The organism is Paracoccus aestuarii, assembly GCF_028553885.1.
GTDB lineage: Bacteria > Pseudomonadota > Alphaproteobacteria > Rhodobacterales > Rhodobacteraceae > Paracoccus > Paracoccus aestuarii.
Genome location: NZ_CP067169.1, coordinates 2,747,639 through 2,761,195 on the forward strand (window position 1 = coordinate 2,747,639; position 13,557 = coordinate 2,761,195).

Annotated in this window: 15 protein-coding genes; 11 read left to right on the plus strand and 4 right to left on the minus strand. The window is 65.8% G+C overall.

The window, feature by feature from the left end; all coding sequences use genetic code 11:
• Window positions 1-17 precede the first annotated feature (17 nt).
• The gene (smpB, locus tag JHW48_RS13910; protein WP_119886935.1) at window positions 18-491 is read right to left on the minus strand and encodes an SsrA-binding protein SmpB; all 474 of its coding nucleotides are present in this window, start codon (window positions 489-491) and stop codon (window positions 18-20) included.
• A gap of 96 nt (window positions 492-587) precedes the next feature.
• On the opposite strand from smpB, the gene JHW48_RS13915 reads away from it, so the two are divergent.
• The 3 genes from JHW48_RS13915 to JHW48_RS13925 all read left to right on the plus strand — a co-directional run bounded on the left by JHW48_RS13915 (window position 588) and on the right by JHW48_RS13925 (window position 4,270).
• Complete coding sequence (locus JHW48_RS13915; RefSeq protein WP_119886934.1) at window positions 588-2,294, plus strand: thiamine pyrophosphate-binding protein; 1,707 nt, start codon at window positions 588-590, stop codon at window positions 2,292-2,294.
• A 123-nt stretch (window positions 2,295-2,417) separates the two neighbouring features.
• Entirely contained in the window at window positions 2,418-3,890 is a 1,473-nt protein-coding gene (locus tag JHW48_RS13920) for an NAD-dependent succinate-semialdehyde dehydrogenase (protein WP_119886933.1), read from the plus strand.
• Between the two features lie 116 nt (window positions 3,891-4,006).
• Window positions 4,007-4,270 (plus strand): GlsB/YeaQ/YmgE family stress response membrane protein, encoded by a 264-nt coding sequence (locus JHW48_RS13925; RefSeq protein WP_119886932.1) that lies wholly within the window; start codon window positions 4,007-4,009, stop codon window positions 4,268-4,270.
• A gap of 72 nt (window positions 4,271-4,342) precedes the next feature.
• Here the strand turns inward: JHW48_RS13925 and JHW48_RS13930 are convergent, their stop codons facing one another.
• On the minus strand, window positions 4,343-5,098 hold the full coding sequence (locus tag JHW48_RS13930) for a DUF1013 domain-containing protein (RefSeq protein WP_119886931.1): 756 nt from the start codon (window positions 5,096-5,098) through the stop codon (window positions 4,343-4,345).
• Between the two features lie 187 nt (window positions 5,099-5,285).
• Here JHW48_RS13930 and JHW48_RS13935 point away from each other — a divergent pair, with 187 nt between their 5' ends.
• Window positions 5,286-5,921, plus strand: coding sequence for a ribonuclease T2 family protein (locus tag JHW48_RS13935; RefSeq protein ID WP_119886930.1), 636 nt, complete (start codon window positions 5,286-5,288; stop codon window positions 5,919-5,921).
• Here the strand turns inward: JHW48_RS13935 and JHW48_RS13940 are convergent.
• Both JHW48_RS13940 and JHW48_RS13945 read right to left on the minus strand, forming a co-directional pair.
• Window positions 5,918-6,904 (minus strand): NAD(P)H-quinone oxidoreductase, encoded by a 987-nt coding sequence (locus tag JHW48_RS13940; RefSeq protein ID WP_119886929.1) that lies wholly within the window; start codon window positions 6,902-6,904, stop codon window positions 5,918-5,920. The genes JHW48_RS13935 and JHW48_RS13940 overlap by 4 nt on opposite strands.
• A gap of 11 nt (window positions 6,905-6,915) precedes the next feature.
• Window positions 6,916-7,569: a COQ9 family protein gene (locus tag JHW48_RS13945; RefSeq protein WP_119886928.1), complete on the minus strand. Its 654-nt coding sequence runs from the start codon at window positions 7,567-7,569 to the stop codon at window positions 6,916-6,918.
• 92 nt (window positions 7,570-7,661) lie between these two features.
• Here JHW48_RS13945 and rpsU point away from each other — a divergent pair, with 92 nt between their 5' ends.
• From rpsU to JHW48_RS13980, 7 genes are all read left to right on the plus strand, one after another.
• Window positions 7,662-7,868, plus strand: coding sequence for a 30S ribosomal protein S21 (gene rpsU / locus JHW48_RS13950; RefSeq protein ID WP_081994671.1), 207 nt, complete (start codon window positions 7,662-7,664; stop codon window positions 7,866-7,868).
• Window positions 7,869-8,210: 342 nt separating this feature from the next.
• Window positions 8,211-9,401, plus strand: coding sequence for a tyrosine-type recombinase/integrase (locus JHW48_RS13955; protein WP_119886927.1), 1,191 nt, complete (start codon window positions 8,211-8,213; stop codon window positions 9,399-9,401).
• Window positions 9,401-10,273: a hypothetical protein gene (locus JHW48_RS13960; protein ID WP_147388120.1), complete on the plus strand. Its 873-nt coding sequence runs from the start codon at window positions 9,401-9,403 to the stop codon at window positions 10,271-10,273. The genes JHW48_RS13955 and JHW48_RS13960 overlap by 1 nt, the downstream gene beginning before the upstream one ends.
• A 115-nt stretch (window positions 10,274-10,388) precedes the next feature.
• Window positions 10,389-10,586 (plus strand): helix-turn-helix transcriptional regulator, encoded by a 198-nt coding sequence (locus JHW48_RS13965; protein WP_119886924.1) that lies wholly within the window; start codon window positions 10,389-10,391, stop codon window positions 10,584-10,586.
• A 100-nt stretch (window positions 10,587-10,686) separates the two neighbouring features.
• Window positions 10,687-11,031 carry a winged helix domain-containing protein gene (locus tag JHW48_RS13970; protein ID WP_205961948.1) on the plus strand — a complete coding sequence of 115 codons (345 nt, stop codon included), beginning with the start codon at window positions 10,687-10,689 and terminating at the stop codon, window positions 11,029-11,031.
• 195 nt (window positions 11,032-11,226) lie between these two features.
• The gene (locus tag JHW48_RS13975) at window positions 11,227-12,009 is read left to right on the plus strand and encodes a DUF7146 domain-containing protein (protein ID WP_240637902.1); all 783 of its coding nucleotides are present in this window, start codon (window positions 11,227-11,229) and stop codon (window positions 12,007-12,009) included.
• Window positions 12,010-12,020: 11 nt separating this feature from the next.
• Window positions 12,021-13,547, plus strand: coding sequence for a YfjI family protein (locus JHW48_RS13980; RefSeq protein ID WP_272835639.1), 1,527 nt, complete (start codon window positions 12,021-12,023; stop codon window positions 13,545-13,547).
• Window positions 13,548-13,557: the final 10 nt, after the last annotated feature.

Genomic DNA, 13,557 nt, shown 5'->3' on the forward strand with positions numbered 1-13,557 from the left:
GCCGGGGCTGCAACAGCCTATCCCTGCTTCAGCAGGCGCTGCTTCTGGCGGCTCCAGTCGCGCTTGGCGCTGGTTTCGCGCTTGTCGTGGTTCTTCTTGCCCTTGGCGACGCCGATCTTCAGCTTCACGATGCCCCGGTGGTTGAAATACATCACCAAGGGCACCAGCGTCATCCCCTCGCGCGCGGTGGCCTGCCACAGGCGCGACAATTCCCGCTTGCTGACCAGCAGCTTACGGCGGCGACGCTCCTCATGGCCGAAGACGCCCGCGCGGGCCAAGGCCGCGATATAGCCGTTGATCAGCCACAATTCGCCACCCTCGACCGAGGCATAGCTTTCGGCGATGTTGGACTGTCCGACGCGCAGGGATTTCACCTCGGAACCGGTCAGCATGATGCCCACCTCCAGGTCGCTTTCGATGAAGTAATCGAAACGCGCCCGCCGGTTCTCGGCGATCACCTTGTAGTTCTTGCTATCGTCATCCTTGGCCATCGGGGTCAGATAGGCGCGGCGGGGGCGTCTGTAAAGGCATGCGTTGCGCCCGCCCGCCGCCGCGGGTTAGGTCTGGCGCAAGCAAGGGGGGACAGCATGCGGCATGGCGGACAGATCCTGGTCGAGGCGCTGCGCCTCAATGGCGTCACACGGGTGTTCTCGGTTCCGGGCGAAAGCTTTCTGGCGGCGCTGGACGGGCTGCATGACAGCGGCATCGCCAATGTGGTCTGCCGCCACGAGGGCGGCGCGGCGATGATGGCCGAGGCCCAGGGCAAGTTGACCGGCCGCCCCGGCGTGGCCTTCGTCACCCGCGGCCCGGGCGCCACCAATGCCAGCGCGGGCGTGCATGTGGCGCGTCAGGACTGCACGCCGATGATCCTTTTCGTGGGCCAGATCGCGCGCGCCGACGCCGATCGCGACGCCTTCCAAGAGGTCGATTACCGCGCCATGTTCGCCCCCTTGGCGAAATGGGTGGCCCAGATCGACCGGACCGACCGCATCGCGGAATATGTCGCCCGCGCGTTCCATGTCGCCATGTCGGGCCGCCCCGGCCCCGTGATCCTGGCCCTGCCCGAGGACATGCTGTCGGGCCATGCCGACTGCCCCGACCTGGCCCCGGCGCGCGCGCCCCGGGCGGTCGTCGATGCCGATGCGCTGGCGGGCCTGTCCGATGCCTTGGCCCGCGCCGAACGGCCGCTGGTCGTGGCGGGCGGGCCGCTCTGGTCGCAGGGGGCGGCGGACGATCTGGCGCGCTTTGCCCAGGCCTGGGACCTGCCGGTGGCGGTGCCCTTCCGCCGCCAGGACCGGATGGACAACACCCATGCCCATTACGTGGGCGATCTGGGCATCGGCATGAACCCGGAGCTGGGGCGGGCCCTGCAGCAGGCGGATGTGATCCTGTCCTTGGGCGCGCGGCTTGGCGACACGCTGACCGGGGGGTTTGCGCTGATGGACCCGACCCGGCCCCATGCGCGGGTGATGATGGTCCATCCCGATCCCGACCAGCTGGGCCGGCTGTGGCAGGCCGATCCGGGGCTGGTCGCCGACCCGCGCGCCGTGGTCGCGGCCTTGGCGGCCCAGCCCGCCCCCACCGCCCGTCCCTGGGCCGATTGGCGGGCCGGGCTGCGCGACAGCTATCTGGCATGGCAGCAGCCCCGCCCGACCCCCGGCGCGCTGCGGCTGGAACAGGTGATCGCCAGCTTGGCCGAAATCCTGCCCCCGGATGCCATCGTCACCAACGGGGCGGGCAATTATGCCAGCTTTCTGCACCGCTATTACCGCTGGCAGCGCTTCGGCACCCAGCTGGCGCCGACATCGGGGACGATGGGATACGGGCTGCCCGCGGCCATCGCGGCCAGCCTGGCCCATCCCGACCGGCTGACCGTGTGCCTGGCGGGCGACGGCTGCCTGCAGATGACCGTGAACGAATTGTCGACCGCCGCGCAATATGGCGCGACGCCCATCGTGATCGTGGCCAATAACGGCCGCTACGGCACGATCCGCATGCATCAGGAACGACATTACCCGGGGCGGGTCTCGGGGACGGATCTCTTCAACCCGGATTTCGCGGCGCTGGCCCGCGCCTATGGCGGGCATGGCGAGGTCGTGACCCGCGACGCCGATTTCGCCCCCGCCTTTGAACGGGCGCGCCTGTCGGGGCGGCTGGCGGTGATCGAATTGCGGCTGGACCCCGAGGCCCTGACCCCCGGCGCGACCCTGACCCAGATCCGGGACGAGGCGCAGCGGAAAGGGCGGTGCGACCAGCGCACCGCCCCCGAGAGTTCGCCAAGAGGGACAGCTTAGCGATACGGTCACAACGTCGCAGCCCGGCATCCGGATCCATCGCGCCCGCCAGATCACGGCGCTTTGACACCGCCCCCGGCCCGTGATCCACTGCCGCCATCTGCGACAGCCCCGGAGAGCGCCATGACCGATGCCCAGACCGACCTGAAATCGCTGCTGTCCGATCCGGGACTGCTGGAGACCCGCGCCTTCGTGGCGGGCGAATGGGTCGATGCCGATGACGGCGCCACCTTCGATGTCAGAAACCCCGCCCGCGGCGACGTGATCGCCCGCGTGGCCGATCTGGGCCGGGCCGAGACCGCCCGCGCCATCGATGCGGCCCAGGCCGCGATGAAGGACTGGGCCGCCCGCCCCGCCAAGGACCGCGCCCAGGTGATGCGCAGATGGTTCGACCTGATGATGGCGGCCCAGGACGATCTGGGCACCATCCTGACCGCCGAACAGGGCAAGCCCCTGGCCGAGGCCAAGGGCGAGATCGCCTATGGCGCCAGCTTCATCGAATGGTTCGGCGAGGAGGCGAAACGCATCTATGGCGAGACCATCCCCGGCCATCAGGCCGACAAGCGCCTGACCGTGATCCGCCAGCCCATCGGCGTGGTCGGGTCGATCACCCCCTGGAATTTCCCCAATGCGATGATCGCGCGCAAGGCCGGGCCCGCCCTGGCCGTGGGCTGCGGCTTTGTCGCCCGCCCGGCGGCGGAAACGCCCCTCTCGGCGCTGGCCATGGCGGTTCTGGGCGAACGCGCGGGCCTGCCCAAGGGGATCCTGTCGGTCATCACCTCGTCGCGGTCCTCCGATATCGGCAAGGAGTTCTGCGAGAACCCCCTGGTGCGCAAGCTGACCTTCACCGGATCGACCGAGGTGGGGCGCATCCTGCTGCGCCAGGCGGCCGATCAGGTGATGAAATGCAGCATGGAGCTGGGCGGCAACGCGCCCTTCATCGTCTTTGACGATGCCGATCTGGATGCCGCGGTCGAAGGCGCGATGGCGTCGAAATTCCGCAATAACGGCCAGACCTGCGTTTGCGCCAACCGCATTTATGTCCAGTCGGGCGTCCATGACGCCTTTGCCGAAAAGCTGGCGGCGGCGGTGGACAAGCTGCGCGTCGGCGACGGGCTGCAGGACGGGACCACCACCGGCCCGCTGATCAACGAGGATGCGGTCGAAAAGGTCGAGGATCACATCCGCGACGTGCTGGATGGCGGCGGCACGGTCCTGACCGGCGGCCAGCGCAGGGACGGGCTGTTCTTCGAACCGACGGTGATGACCGGCGTCACCGACCGCATGAAGGTCGCCACCGAGGAGACCTTCGGCCCGCTGGCCGCGCTTTTCCGCTTCGAGACCGAGGAGGAGGCCGTGGCCAAGGCCAATGACACGATCTTCGGGCTGGCCGCCTATTTCTACGCCCGCGACATCGGCCGCATCACCCGCGTCCAGGAGGCGCTGGAATACGGCATCGTCGGCGTGAACACGGGCATCATCTCGACCGAGGTGGCGCCCTTCGGCGGCGTCAAGCAATCGGGCCTGGGCCGCGAGGGCAGCCGCCACGGCACCGAGGACTTCCTGGAGATGAAGTATATCTGCCTGTCCCTGTGACCGGAAAGCCACAGACCCGGCCCCGAGGACGGGCCGGGGAACGGATCGGGCCGCAGGGGCATTGTCCCTGCGACCGGCCGCCGCAGGGGTGGCCTCCATCTTGAAAGGGACATTCCATGGAAGGTTACGGCATCATCCTGTCGATCATTCTCGGCGCCATCGCCGGCTGGATCGCCGAACAGATCATGAAGAGCAATCACGGCCTGCTGACGAACATCATCCTGGGCATCCTGGGCGCCGTCGTCGGCAACGCGCTGTTCCGCATGGTGCTGGGCGCCACCGCGGGCGGGCTGATCGGCCAGCTGATCGTGGCGACCATCGGTGCCTGCATCCTGATCTTCCTGTTCCGGGCGATCACGGGCCGTCGCAACCGCATGTAAGGCGGACAGGCCACAGAATGCGAAAGGCCGGGGAGATGCCAGGCCTTTTTCATGGGCGCAGGGGCCGACCGCTCAGCGGCGGCCGTTCCCGTCATCCTCGTCGTCCTCGTCGTCATTGTCGGGCAGGTTGAAGAAGCTGTCCGCGTCCAGTTCCGGCTCGGGCTTGTCCTCGTCGCGCGACAGGCTGAAATTCTCCAGCCCGGCGATCGAGCTGGGCAGGCGCGGCTCGTCCGACATGGACAGCGAGGTTTCCGTGCTGACCAGCTTGCGCCGTTCGTCATCGGTCATCACGCCGCCCTCGGCCGCCTTCTTCTTGGCGGCCTTCTGCACGGCCGCGTCCAGTTCGGTCTGACGGCACAGGCCCAGGGCGACCGGGTCGATCGGCTGGATGTTCTGGATGTTCCAATGCGTGCGTTCACGGATCGAGGCGATGGTGGGCTTGGTCGTGCCGACCAGCTTGGCGATCTGCGCATCGGCCAGTTCCGGGTGGAACTTGACCAGCCACAGGATCGCAGCGGGGCGGTCCTGGCGCTTGGACAGGGGCGTATAGCGCGGGCCGCGGCGCTTTTCCTCGCCCTCGGCGGCGGGGTTGTGCTTCAGGCGCATCCGGTAGGTGGGGGTGGCCTCGGCGCGCTTGATCTCCTCGGGGTCCAGCTGGTTCGAGGCGACGGGGTCATAGCCCTTCACGCCCGCGGCCACGTCGCCATCGGCGATGCCTTGGACCTCAAGCTCGTGCAGACCGCAGAAATCGCCGATCTGCTTGAAGCTGAGCGTCGTGTTGTCGACCAGCCAGACGGCGGTGGCCTTGGCCATCAGCGGCTTGCTCATGTCAGTCTCCTTCGCGTGTCTCTTGGTCCCGAACATGGGGGCGAGGGCCGGAAAAACGGCTTCGGCTTGCGCCATTCCTCGTTTTCGGGGGGAATTGACGCCGGATATAGCGTTTTCGCAGGCCGGGGAAAAGAGGATTCGCATCTTGCCTGCTGCGGTCCGGCGCCGCGCGCGCTAAGGTGCCGCCATGCGCGCGATGATCCTGGCCTTGGTGGCCCTGCTGACCCCCCTGCCCCTGGCGGCCCGCGATTCGGCGGGACGGTTCGACTATTACGTGCTCGCGCTCAGCTGGCAGCCGACCTGGTGCAGCCTGACGGGCGACGACCGCGCCGCTCCCGAATGCGCGGCGGGGACGGGGACGGGCTTCACCGTGCACGGGCTGTGGCCCCAGCATGAACGCGGCTGGCCCCGCGACTGCGTGACGGGCGAACGTGACCCGTCGCGGCGCGACACGGCCACGATGACCGACATCATGGGATCGTCCGGCCTGGCATGGCATCAATGGCGCAAGCATGGCCGCTGTTCGGGCCTGTCGGCGGGGGGTTACTTCGACTTGACCCGCCGGGCCGCGGCGGCGGTCGCCATCCCCCCGGTCCTGGCGGGGCTGGACCGCGCCGTCACCCTGCCCCCCGCCGTGATCGAGCAGGCCTTCCTGGAGGCGAACCCCGCGATGGAGGCCGACGGCATCACCGTCCAGTGCCGCCAGGGCGTGCTGACCGAGCTGCGCATCTGCCTGACCCGCGATCTGGAGCCGCGCGCCTGCGCCCCCGACGTGCGGCGCGACTGCAGCCAGCCGCGCCTGCTGATGGAGGCCCCGCGCTAGCCCGCGACCTTCAGGACGATCTTGCCGATATGGTCGCTGCTTTCCATGCGGCGATGGGCCTCCGCCGCATCGGCCAAGGGGAATTCGCTGTCGATGGTGACGGCGACCGACCCGGCCGCGATCATCGGCCACAGCTGCTTGCGCAGGCTGTCGGCGATCTCGGCCTTGGCGACGTCGGATTGCGGGCGCAGGGTCGATCCGGTGACGGTCAGCCGGTTCACCATGATCTGGGCAAAGTTCAGCTCGACCTTGGGGCCCTCCAGAAAGGCGATCATGACCAGCCGCCCGTCCTGGGCCAGCGAGCGGATGTTGCGGGGGATATAGCTGCCGCCGACCATGTCCAGGATCAGGTCGGCGCCGCCCGCCTCGGCCAGGACCTTGGTGAAATCCTGGGTCCTGTAATTGATCGCCGTCGCCCCGAGCGCGGTGATGGCCGCGCATTTCTCGTCGCTGCCGGCGGTGGCGAAGACGCGCGCGCCCAAGGCCCGCGCGGTCTGGATCGCCATCATCCCGATGCCGGAGGTTCCGCCATGGACCAGGAACCGTTCCCCCCCGGTCAGGCCGCCGCGCTGCACCACGTTCGACCAGACGGTGAAGGCCGTCTCCGGCAGGCAGGCGCCCTCGCGCAGGGACAGGCCCTTGGGGATGCGCAGCGCGTGATCGGCATGGCAGACCGCGTATTCCGCATAGCCCCCGCCCGGCAGCAGGGCGCAGACCTGTTCGCCCTTCTTCCAGCGGGTCACGCCCGCGCCCAGGCCCACGATCTCGCCCGAGGCCTCCAGCCCCGGCAGGTCCGACGCGCCGGGCGGCGGCGCATAGCTGCCCGCGCGCTGCAGCACGTCGGGGCGGTTCACCCCCGCATAGGCGATGCGGATCAGGATCTGGTCATGGCAGGGCACCGGCACGGGCCGGGTGGTGGGGCGCAGCTGGTCGGCCGCGCCGGGGGATGCGATCTCGATCGCGGTCATCTGGTCGGGAAACATGGGGTCGTCCTTCAGCGGGTCTTGCCGGGCAATGCGCGGTCGCGGGGCGCGCGGATCCAGCCGAAGGCAGCCCCCGCCAGGCGCGAGGCCCCGGGCAGGCGGCGCAGCCGGGCCTTGACCGTCTCGATCGACATCACCCCGTCGATGCGGCGGTCGATGAAGGCGCGGGTCTCGGCCTGGTCGGGCGAATCATCGCCCAGCCAGAACAGCACCGTGGCCGAGATCACCGCCGCCAGCGTGGCCCGCTTGGAATACCAGTTCACGTCGCGCGACCGGTCGCCGAGGCCGGTCCAGATCACATCCGCCGTCTCCCAGATCAGGCGGGCGGCGAGGGCGGAATTCTGCGGCAGGGCCAGGGTCGCGGCGCCCGCGCGGACCAGTTCGGGGTCCGACAGCTCCAGCCGCATCCAGATGGCCTGGGCCACACGGTCGCGGAACCGGCCCTCGGGCGGGGTCCGGGCCAAGGCTTGGCGCAGCGCGTCATCGGCGCGGCGGTGATAGGCGGCGGCCAGCCCGGCCCCGCCTTGGGGGAAATGCACCCGGATCAGCGCCGGGTCGATCCCGATGTCGCGCGCGCCCGCCGCCAGGGCCATGTCGTTCATCCCCTCGAAGGGGACATGGATCAGGGCGGCATCCAGCAATGCGTCTCGGTCGGTCTGGGTCATGCATACCTCGTCTGGACAATCGCGCCCGGCTTTGCTAGGGGGACGCTTCCTGCAATTGATCAACTCTAACCTAGGAAGGTGGTGACAACCACATGCAGGTCAATGTTCGCGACAACAACGTCGAACAGGCGCTCCGTGCTCTGAAGAAGAAACTTCAGCGCGAAGGTGTCTTCCGCGAAATGAAGCTCAAGCAGCATTTCGAGAAGCCGTCGGTCAAGAAAGCCCGTGAAAAGGCCGAGGCCGTCCGCCGCGCCCGCAAGCTGGCCCGTAAAAAGGCACAGCGCGAAGGCGCGCTGTAAGACGCCGCGATCAGCGCGTTTCAAAGCCCCCGCGACCCTCGGTCGCGGGGGCTTTACGTTGGGGAATGCCGCGATGCGGGCGAATCGCGCGCCCGGATACGAAAAAACCGCCCACGAGGGGGCGGCGTTCGGTGCCGATCCGCGGGGATCGGTGGTGCCGGTGAAGGGCATTGAATACCACTATATTTGGGGATCATCGCCCATCAGCATTTATCTAACCCCTAGCGCAGCAAGACTTTTCGGTTGTATATCAATGTCACTCAGTCTCAGTGAAAACCATCCATGCTATATCTAGAGGGGGGACTGAAAGGGGGGCTGGATTTCCAACAAGGAAGGTGGACCATGCGGGCGACCAACAGACTAAGCGCTAAAGGCGCCGCGGCGCTTGGTCCCGGGAAGTATCCAGACGGCGCGGGGCTATGGCTGGTAAAGCAAGAGTCCGTACGCGGCAAATGGGTGCTGCGCGTTACGATTCACGGCAGGCGGCGCGAAATGGGGTTGGGACCGTTCCCGGCTGTTTCGCTGTCCGAGGCTCGCCGAAAGGCCGATGAGGCCCGCGCTACGGTGCGCAACGGGCTGGACCCAATCAGGGAGCGCGACCGCGCGCGGCGCGAAGCCGCCCGCAACCTGCACCTGCTGAAAGACATTGCCACAGATTGCTTCGAGAGCCGAAAGGCGGAGTTAAAAGGCGACGGCAAGGCTGGGCGTTGGTTCAGCCCTCTCGAAATTCATGTGCTGTCAAAGCTGGGCGGGATGCCGGTGGCAGATATTGAGCAGACCGATATTCGCGATTGCCTCGCTCCGATCTGGCACAACAAAGCTGTGACCGCGAGCAAGGCGCTCAACCGCCTGGCCCTGTGCATGAAACATGCCGCCGCGCTGGGCTTGACCGTGGACTTGCAGGCTTGTGACAAGGCCCGCGCCCTACTGGGCAAGCCTCGTCACAAGGCGCAGAATATCCCCGCCCTGCCGTGGAAGGATGTTCCGGGCTTCTATGCCAGCCTGACTGATGGGACGGTGACGCATCTTGCTCTGCGGCTGCTGATTCTCACGGGCGTTCGTTCAGCCCCGCTGCGCTTCCTGCATTTGGGCCAGATCAACGGCGATATGTGGACGGTGCCCGCCGAAGCCATGAAGGGGCGCAGGGACGCGACCCAAGCATTCCGGGTGCCGCTGGTGCCCGAGGCACTGCAGGTCATTGAGGCAGCGAAAGCCCACGCCCGCGACGGCTTCTTGTTCCCCAGCGTACGGAAGGGCGTGATTTCCGACGCGACGATGGCACGAATGATGGAAAGACGCGGCATGGAGGCGCGGCCACATGGCTTTCGTTCCAGCCTGCGCGACTGGCTGGCGGAGGCTACCGACGCCCCCCATGAAGTCGCCGAAACCATGTTGGGCCATGTCACGGGCGGTGCGGTCGTGAAGGCCTATCGCCGTACGGATTTTCTGGAGCAGCGTCGGGTGCTGCTAGAGCGCTGGGCAGGGTATGTGACCGGGCAATCGGGGCTGGTGGTGAAGATGGTCAGGGGATGATGAGCGACTGGCAACAACTGATCGACAACAAGGACTGGAGTGGCCTTGATAGCTTCTGGCGTCACGACGCCTCCCAAGAAATTTGCGCCGAAATCCTTGCAGCCCTACAAAAGCTGGTCCCTGTCGTTGAAAGAGCCAATGGGACAGAGCGCGAATACGAACATGCCCTGCCGCATGAGGTTCCTGCACATATTGCGGGCGCAGCAGAGATATTGCGCTTGGGTGAGCTCGAAGCAACCGCGCTAGGCGATGCATATAATTCCACATATCTGACACAATGGGCGGAATTACTGCCACAGCTTCAAAATGCCTGCGTGGAACTCGCCGCACTTCCCGAAGTGACCGAAGGCGCTGCCCATATGTCGCGCGCCCACCACGCCACAGAAGCAAGTAAATTGCTCGCCTTCATTCCCGCCATCCTTGAAACAGTGCGCTATCCGGGGGACGCGGAGGACGAGGAACCGGATGAACCCGGCTCTCCGCTTCAAGAACATGTCGCCGCGGTTGCAATCTACACTTTCGCAGCCGGACGGCACTTTCAAGCGGCTCTTGGCAAGGAGCATCAGCCTGCAGCATTGCGGCATTACAAGACTGTAGACCAGAACCGGAAGGTAGGCAGGCTTGGCGGGCAAGCTGCCAAGAAGCAAGAGCGTTATGAGGTGTTAGACAGCCTAGCCCGCGCAAACTTGAAGAGCTTCCTTCTCGCCACGGACGTACAAGCCTTCCGAAAAGCCAAGGAGCTTGCCGCGAAGCACGATAAGGGAGCCGCAGAGCCGCTTTTCATGCAAGGTGGCAAGTCCCTTAGTCGCGCGTGGTATGATGACTGGCTCGAACACTTCAGGAAAGATGCGAGCCAAGCCTTTGATAAATAAACGTGTTCGAAAATAGAACCATCGGTTCTTTAGGTTTTCTTGAAAGAACCGGCGGTTAGTTTCGGGCACATCGTTCATCTGTTCAGCCAGACGCAACCCGCATCTAGGCTGACCAATGACCATCACCGACCCCCTTCTGAAAGACCGCGAAGCCGCACCGCTTCTCGGCATCAGCGTGCCGACCTTTTGGCGCCGCGTAGCTGACGGCACTATTCCCAAGCCGATCAAGCTGGGCGCGCTGTCGCGCTGGCCGCAGTCGGAAATTCTGGAAGTTATTGAGCGAGCGAAAGCCGCCCGACACGGCGCCGCATAAGCAAAACCCCGCCGGGCAAGGGCGGGGTCGCTATCCGTATTTGCGGGATAGCCGCACCTTACTCTTTCACGCCCGGCCCTTCAAGGAATGAGGCCAAGACATGGCAGTCACCAATAAATGCCCGGCACGAGTCTTCACCATCAAGAACGGCAATGCCGATCCGCTGCATATTATTGCCAAGGGACGGGACCGCTGGGCACATGAAGCACTCATGGCGGCAGGTTCCAAGGGCTGCAACCCTATCTCCAATCCCGCCCCGCGCTGGGCCGCCTATGTCCACAACCTGCGCGCCTTCGGCGTAATGATCGACACCACCACCGAAAGGCACGGCGGCTCCTTCGCAGGGCACCACGCCCGCTATGTGCTGCGCTGCATTGCTATGGCGGGGCAGGATGGATTCGAACCCTGCTGCGGAACGAGTGTGATGAAAGGCGGTGCCGCTTGATGGTCTTACGTATTGCCGTCTTGTGCCACCGCTACGGCATCGATGCTGACCGCGCCGCCATGCTGGCCGCCTTCATCTGGGGATGCGTCTGTGAGTAACGCGCACGCTCTGACACTCGCTCTTCGTGGCAAGTGGTATCGCCGTTACGGGCTTGCGTGTTGCCCCGCACATGGCGACAGGCGGCCTAGCCTGACCTTGGCTGACGCCCCGGATGGCAAGCTGCTTTTGTCCTGCAAAACCGGATGCAGCTTCCTAGAGGTGCTGAACGCCTTACGTGAGCGCGGTTTGACGGACCGGCTAGACCGGTTTCAGCCGCCCATCGCGTCCGAGATTGCTCGCCGTCGAGCTGAGGATGAGGCCGAAGCCGTAAGGCGGGAACGGCAGGCGCTGGTATGCTGGAAAGACTCACTGCCGATTCACTGTACCATCGCCGAGACATACCTGCGGGGACGGGGTATCACCTGCTCCCTCCCAGAAACCCTGCGGTTCCATCCCGATTGTTGGCACGGCGCTTCTGCCAAACGGATCCCGGCAATAGTAGCGCGCGTGGACGGGCTGCCGCGGCTGGCCGTGCACCGGACCTACCTGCATTTGGACGGCAGCGGGAAGGCGGATGTGGAACCGAACAAAGCAATGCTGGGCGCGACGCTCGGGGGCGCTGTGCAAGTCGCTGAGGCTAAGGGACCGCTAGTGGTGGCAGAGGGTGTCGAGACAGCGTTGAGCCTGTACAGCGGTCTGTTGCGCACCCCTGCAACCATCTGGGCTGCGCTGTCTGCCGCAGGCATGGCCGGGCTGCATTTGCCCCCTCTCATCCCGCACCAGCTGATCATCGCGCCGGACGGCGACAAAGCAGGCCGTGAAGCCGCGTATCAACTAGCCAAACGCGCATCTGCGCTAGGCTGGACTGTGAGCCTGCTGCCCGCCCCGGACGGCCAGGACTGGAACGACATTCTCATGCGGGAAAGGGCCATCGTATGATTCTCCCAAATATGAGCAATTCTCACCCTACCAAACTGCATGCCCCTGTCGCCTTCATCACGGAAGGCCCGCAGCCGCTCTTGCGGGAAATCCTCCCCGGCGAGCCTTACCCCCTTCAAGCGTTGGGGCCGCTGCAAGCGTCTGTGGAGGCAGTTCAAGCCATGACGCTGGCACCCATTGCCATTCCCGCGCAAAGCGCCCTGTCGGTGGCGTCGCTGGCTGTGCAGGGCTTTGCCGATGTCGAGACGCTGGGTGGCGACCGTCCCTTGTCGCTTTATGCCCTGACCATCGCCCGCAGCGGTGAGCGCAAGTCCACCTGCGATGGATTACTAATGCAGGGCTTGCGCGACTTCGAACGCGAGGAAGCCGGCCGGCACCGCGAGGACGTGAAAGCATGGATGACCCGGCACGCGCTATGGAAGGTCCAACATGACGGTGTCATTGCATCCGTGAAGGGCAAGGCGGGCAAGAACGCCAAGACTCAGAGCGAGGCACAGGCCGACTTGGCCGCGCTGGGCGATGAACCCATTGCGCCGCCGTCGCCCGAACGGACGGTGACAGAGCCGACCTACGAGGGGCTGACCCGCAAGTTTGCAGAAGGAATGCCGAGCTTGGGCATCTTCTCTGACGAAGGCGGGCAGTTCTTGGGCGGCTTTGCCATGTCGAGCGACAATCGGCAAAAGACCCTCGCCGCCCTGAATGACCTGTGGCAGGGCAATCCCATCCGTCGCACCAGGCAAGGTGAAGGCTCCTTCACGCTCTATGGCCGCAGGCTGGCGGTGCATCTCATGGTGCAGCCGGGTGTCGCGCGCGATTTCATGGCAGATCCCAAAACTGACGACACGGGCTTCCTGCCACGCTTTCTGATTTGCGAGCCACCGAGCACTATCGGGACCCGGCTTCATGGTCTGACGCGTGACGGCACGGGACCGCTTGCGGCCTTCGCGGCCCGGCTTGGAACCATTCTGCAATCGCCCTTGCCGATGAACCCAGAAAGCCGGGCACTGGAGCCACGCCGCCTTCTGCTAGCCCCGGATGCCCGTGCGCTGCTGACCGAATATGCCGATGCGGTAGAACTCTCCCAGCGCCCCGGCGCAGCCATGTCGAGTGTGACCGGCTATGCGTCCAAGGCCGCCGAACAAGCCTGCCGCATCGCCGGGGTGCTGACCCTGTGGCGCGACCTGGCTGCCCCGGCTGTCGAGGCCGAGGACATGGTGTCCGGTATCGAGCTTGCCGGCTTCTACCTGTCGGAAGCGCAGCGCCTGGCTGATGCCGCAAAGGTGAGCGAGGAGACAGACCGGGCCGAGCGGCTGCGGCGCTGGCTGATCGAGGAGTGGCCGGATCCCGAGATGCTGACGGGAGACGTTGTGCAAAAGGCCCCTATCCGCGCCCTGCGCGAGACAAAGACCGCAACCGCTGCACTGGAAATGCTGGAAAGGCATGGCTGGGTTATCGCCCTGCCCACCGGAACAGTGGTGCGTGGCCGGGCCCGTTCGACCGCTTGGCGCATCGTCAAAGGGGGCAGCCATGCTGTTTAATGCCCGCGCA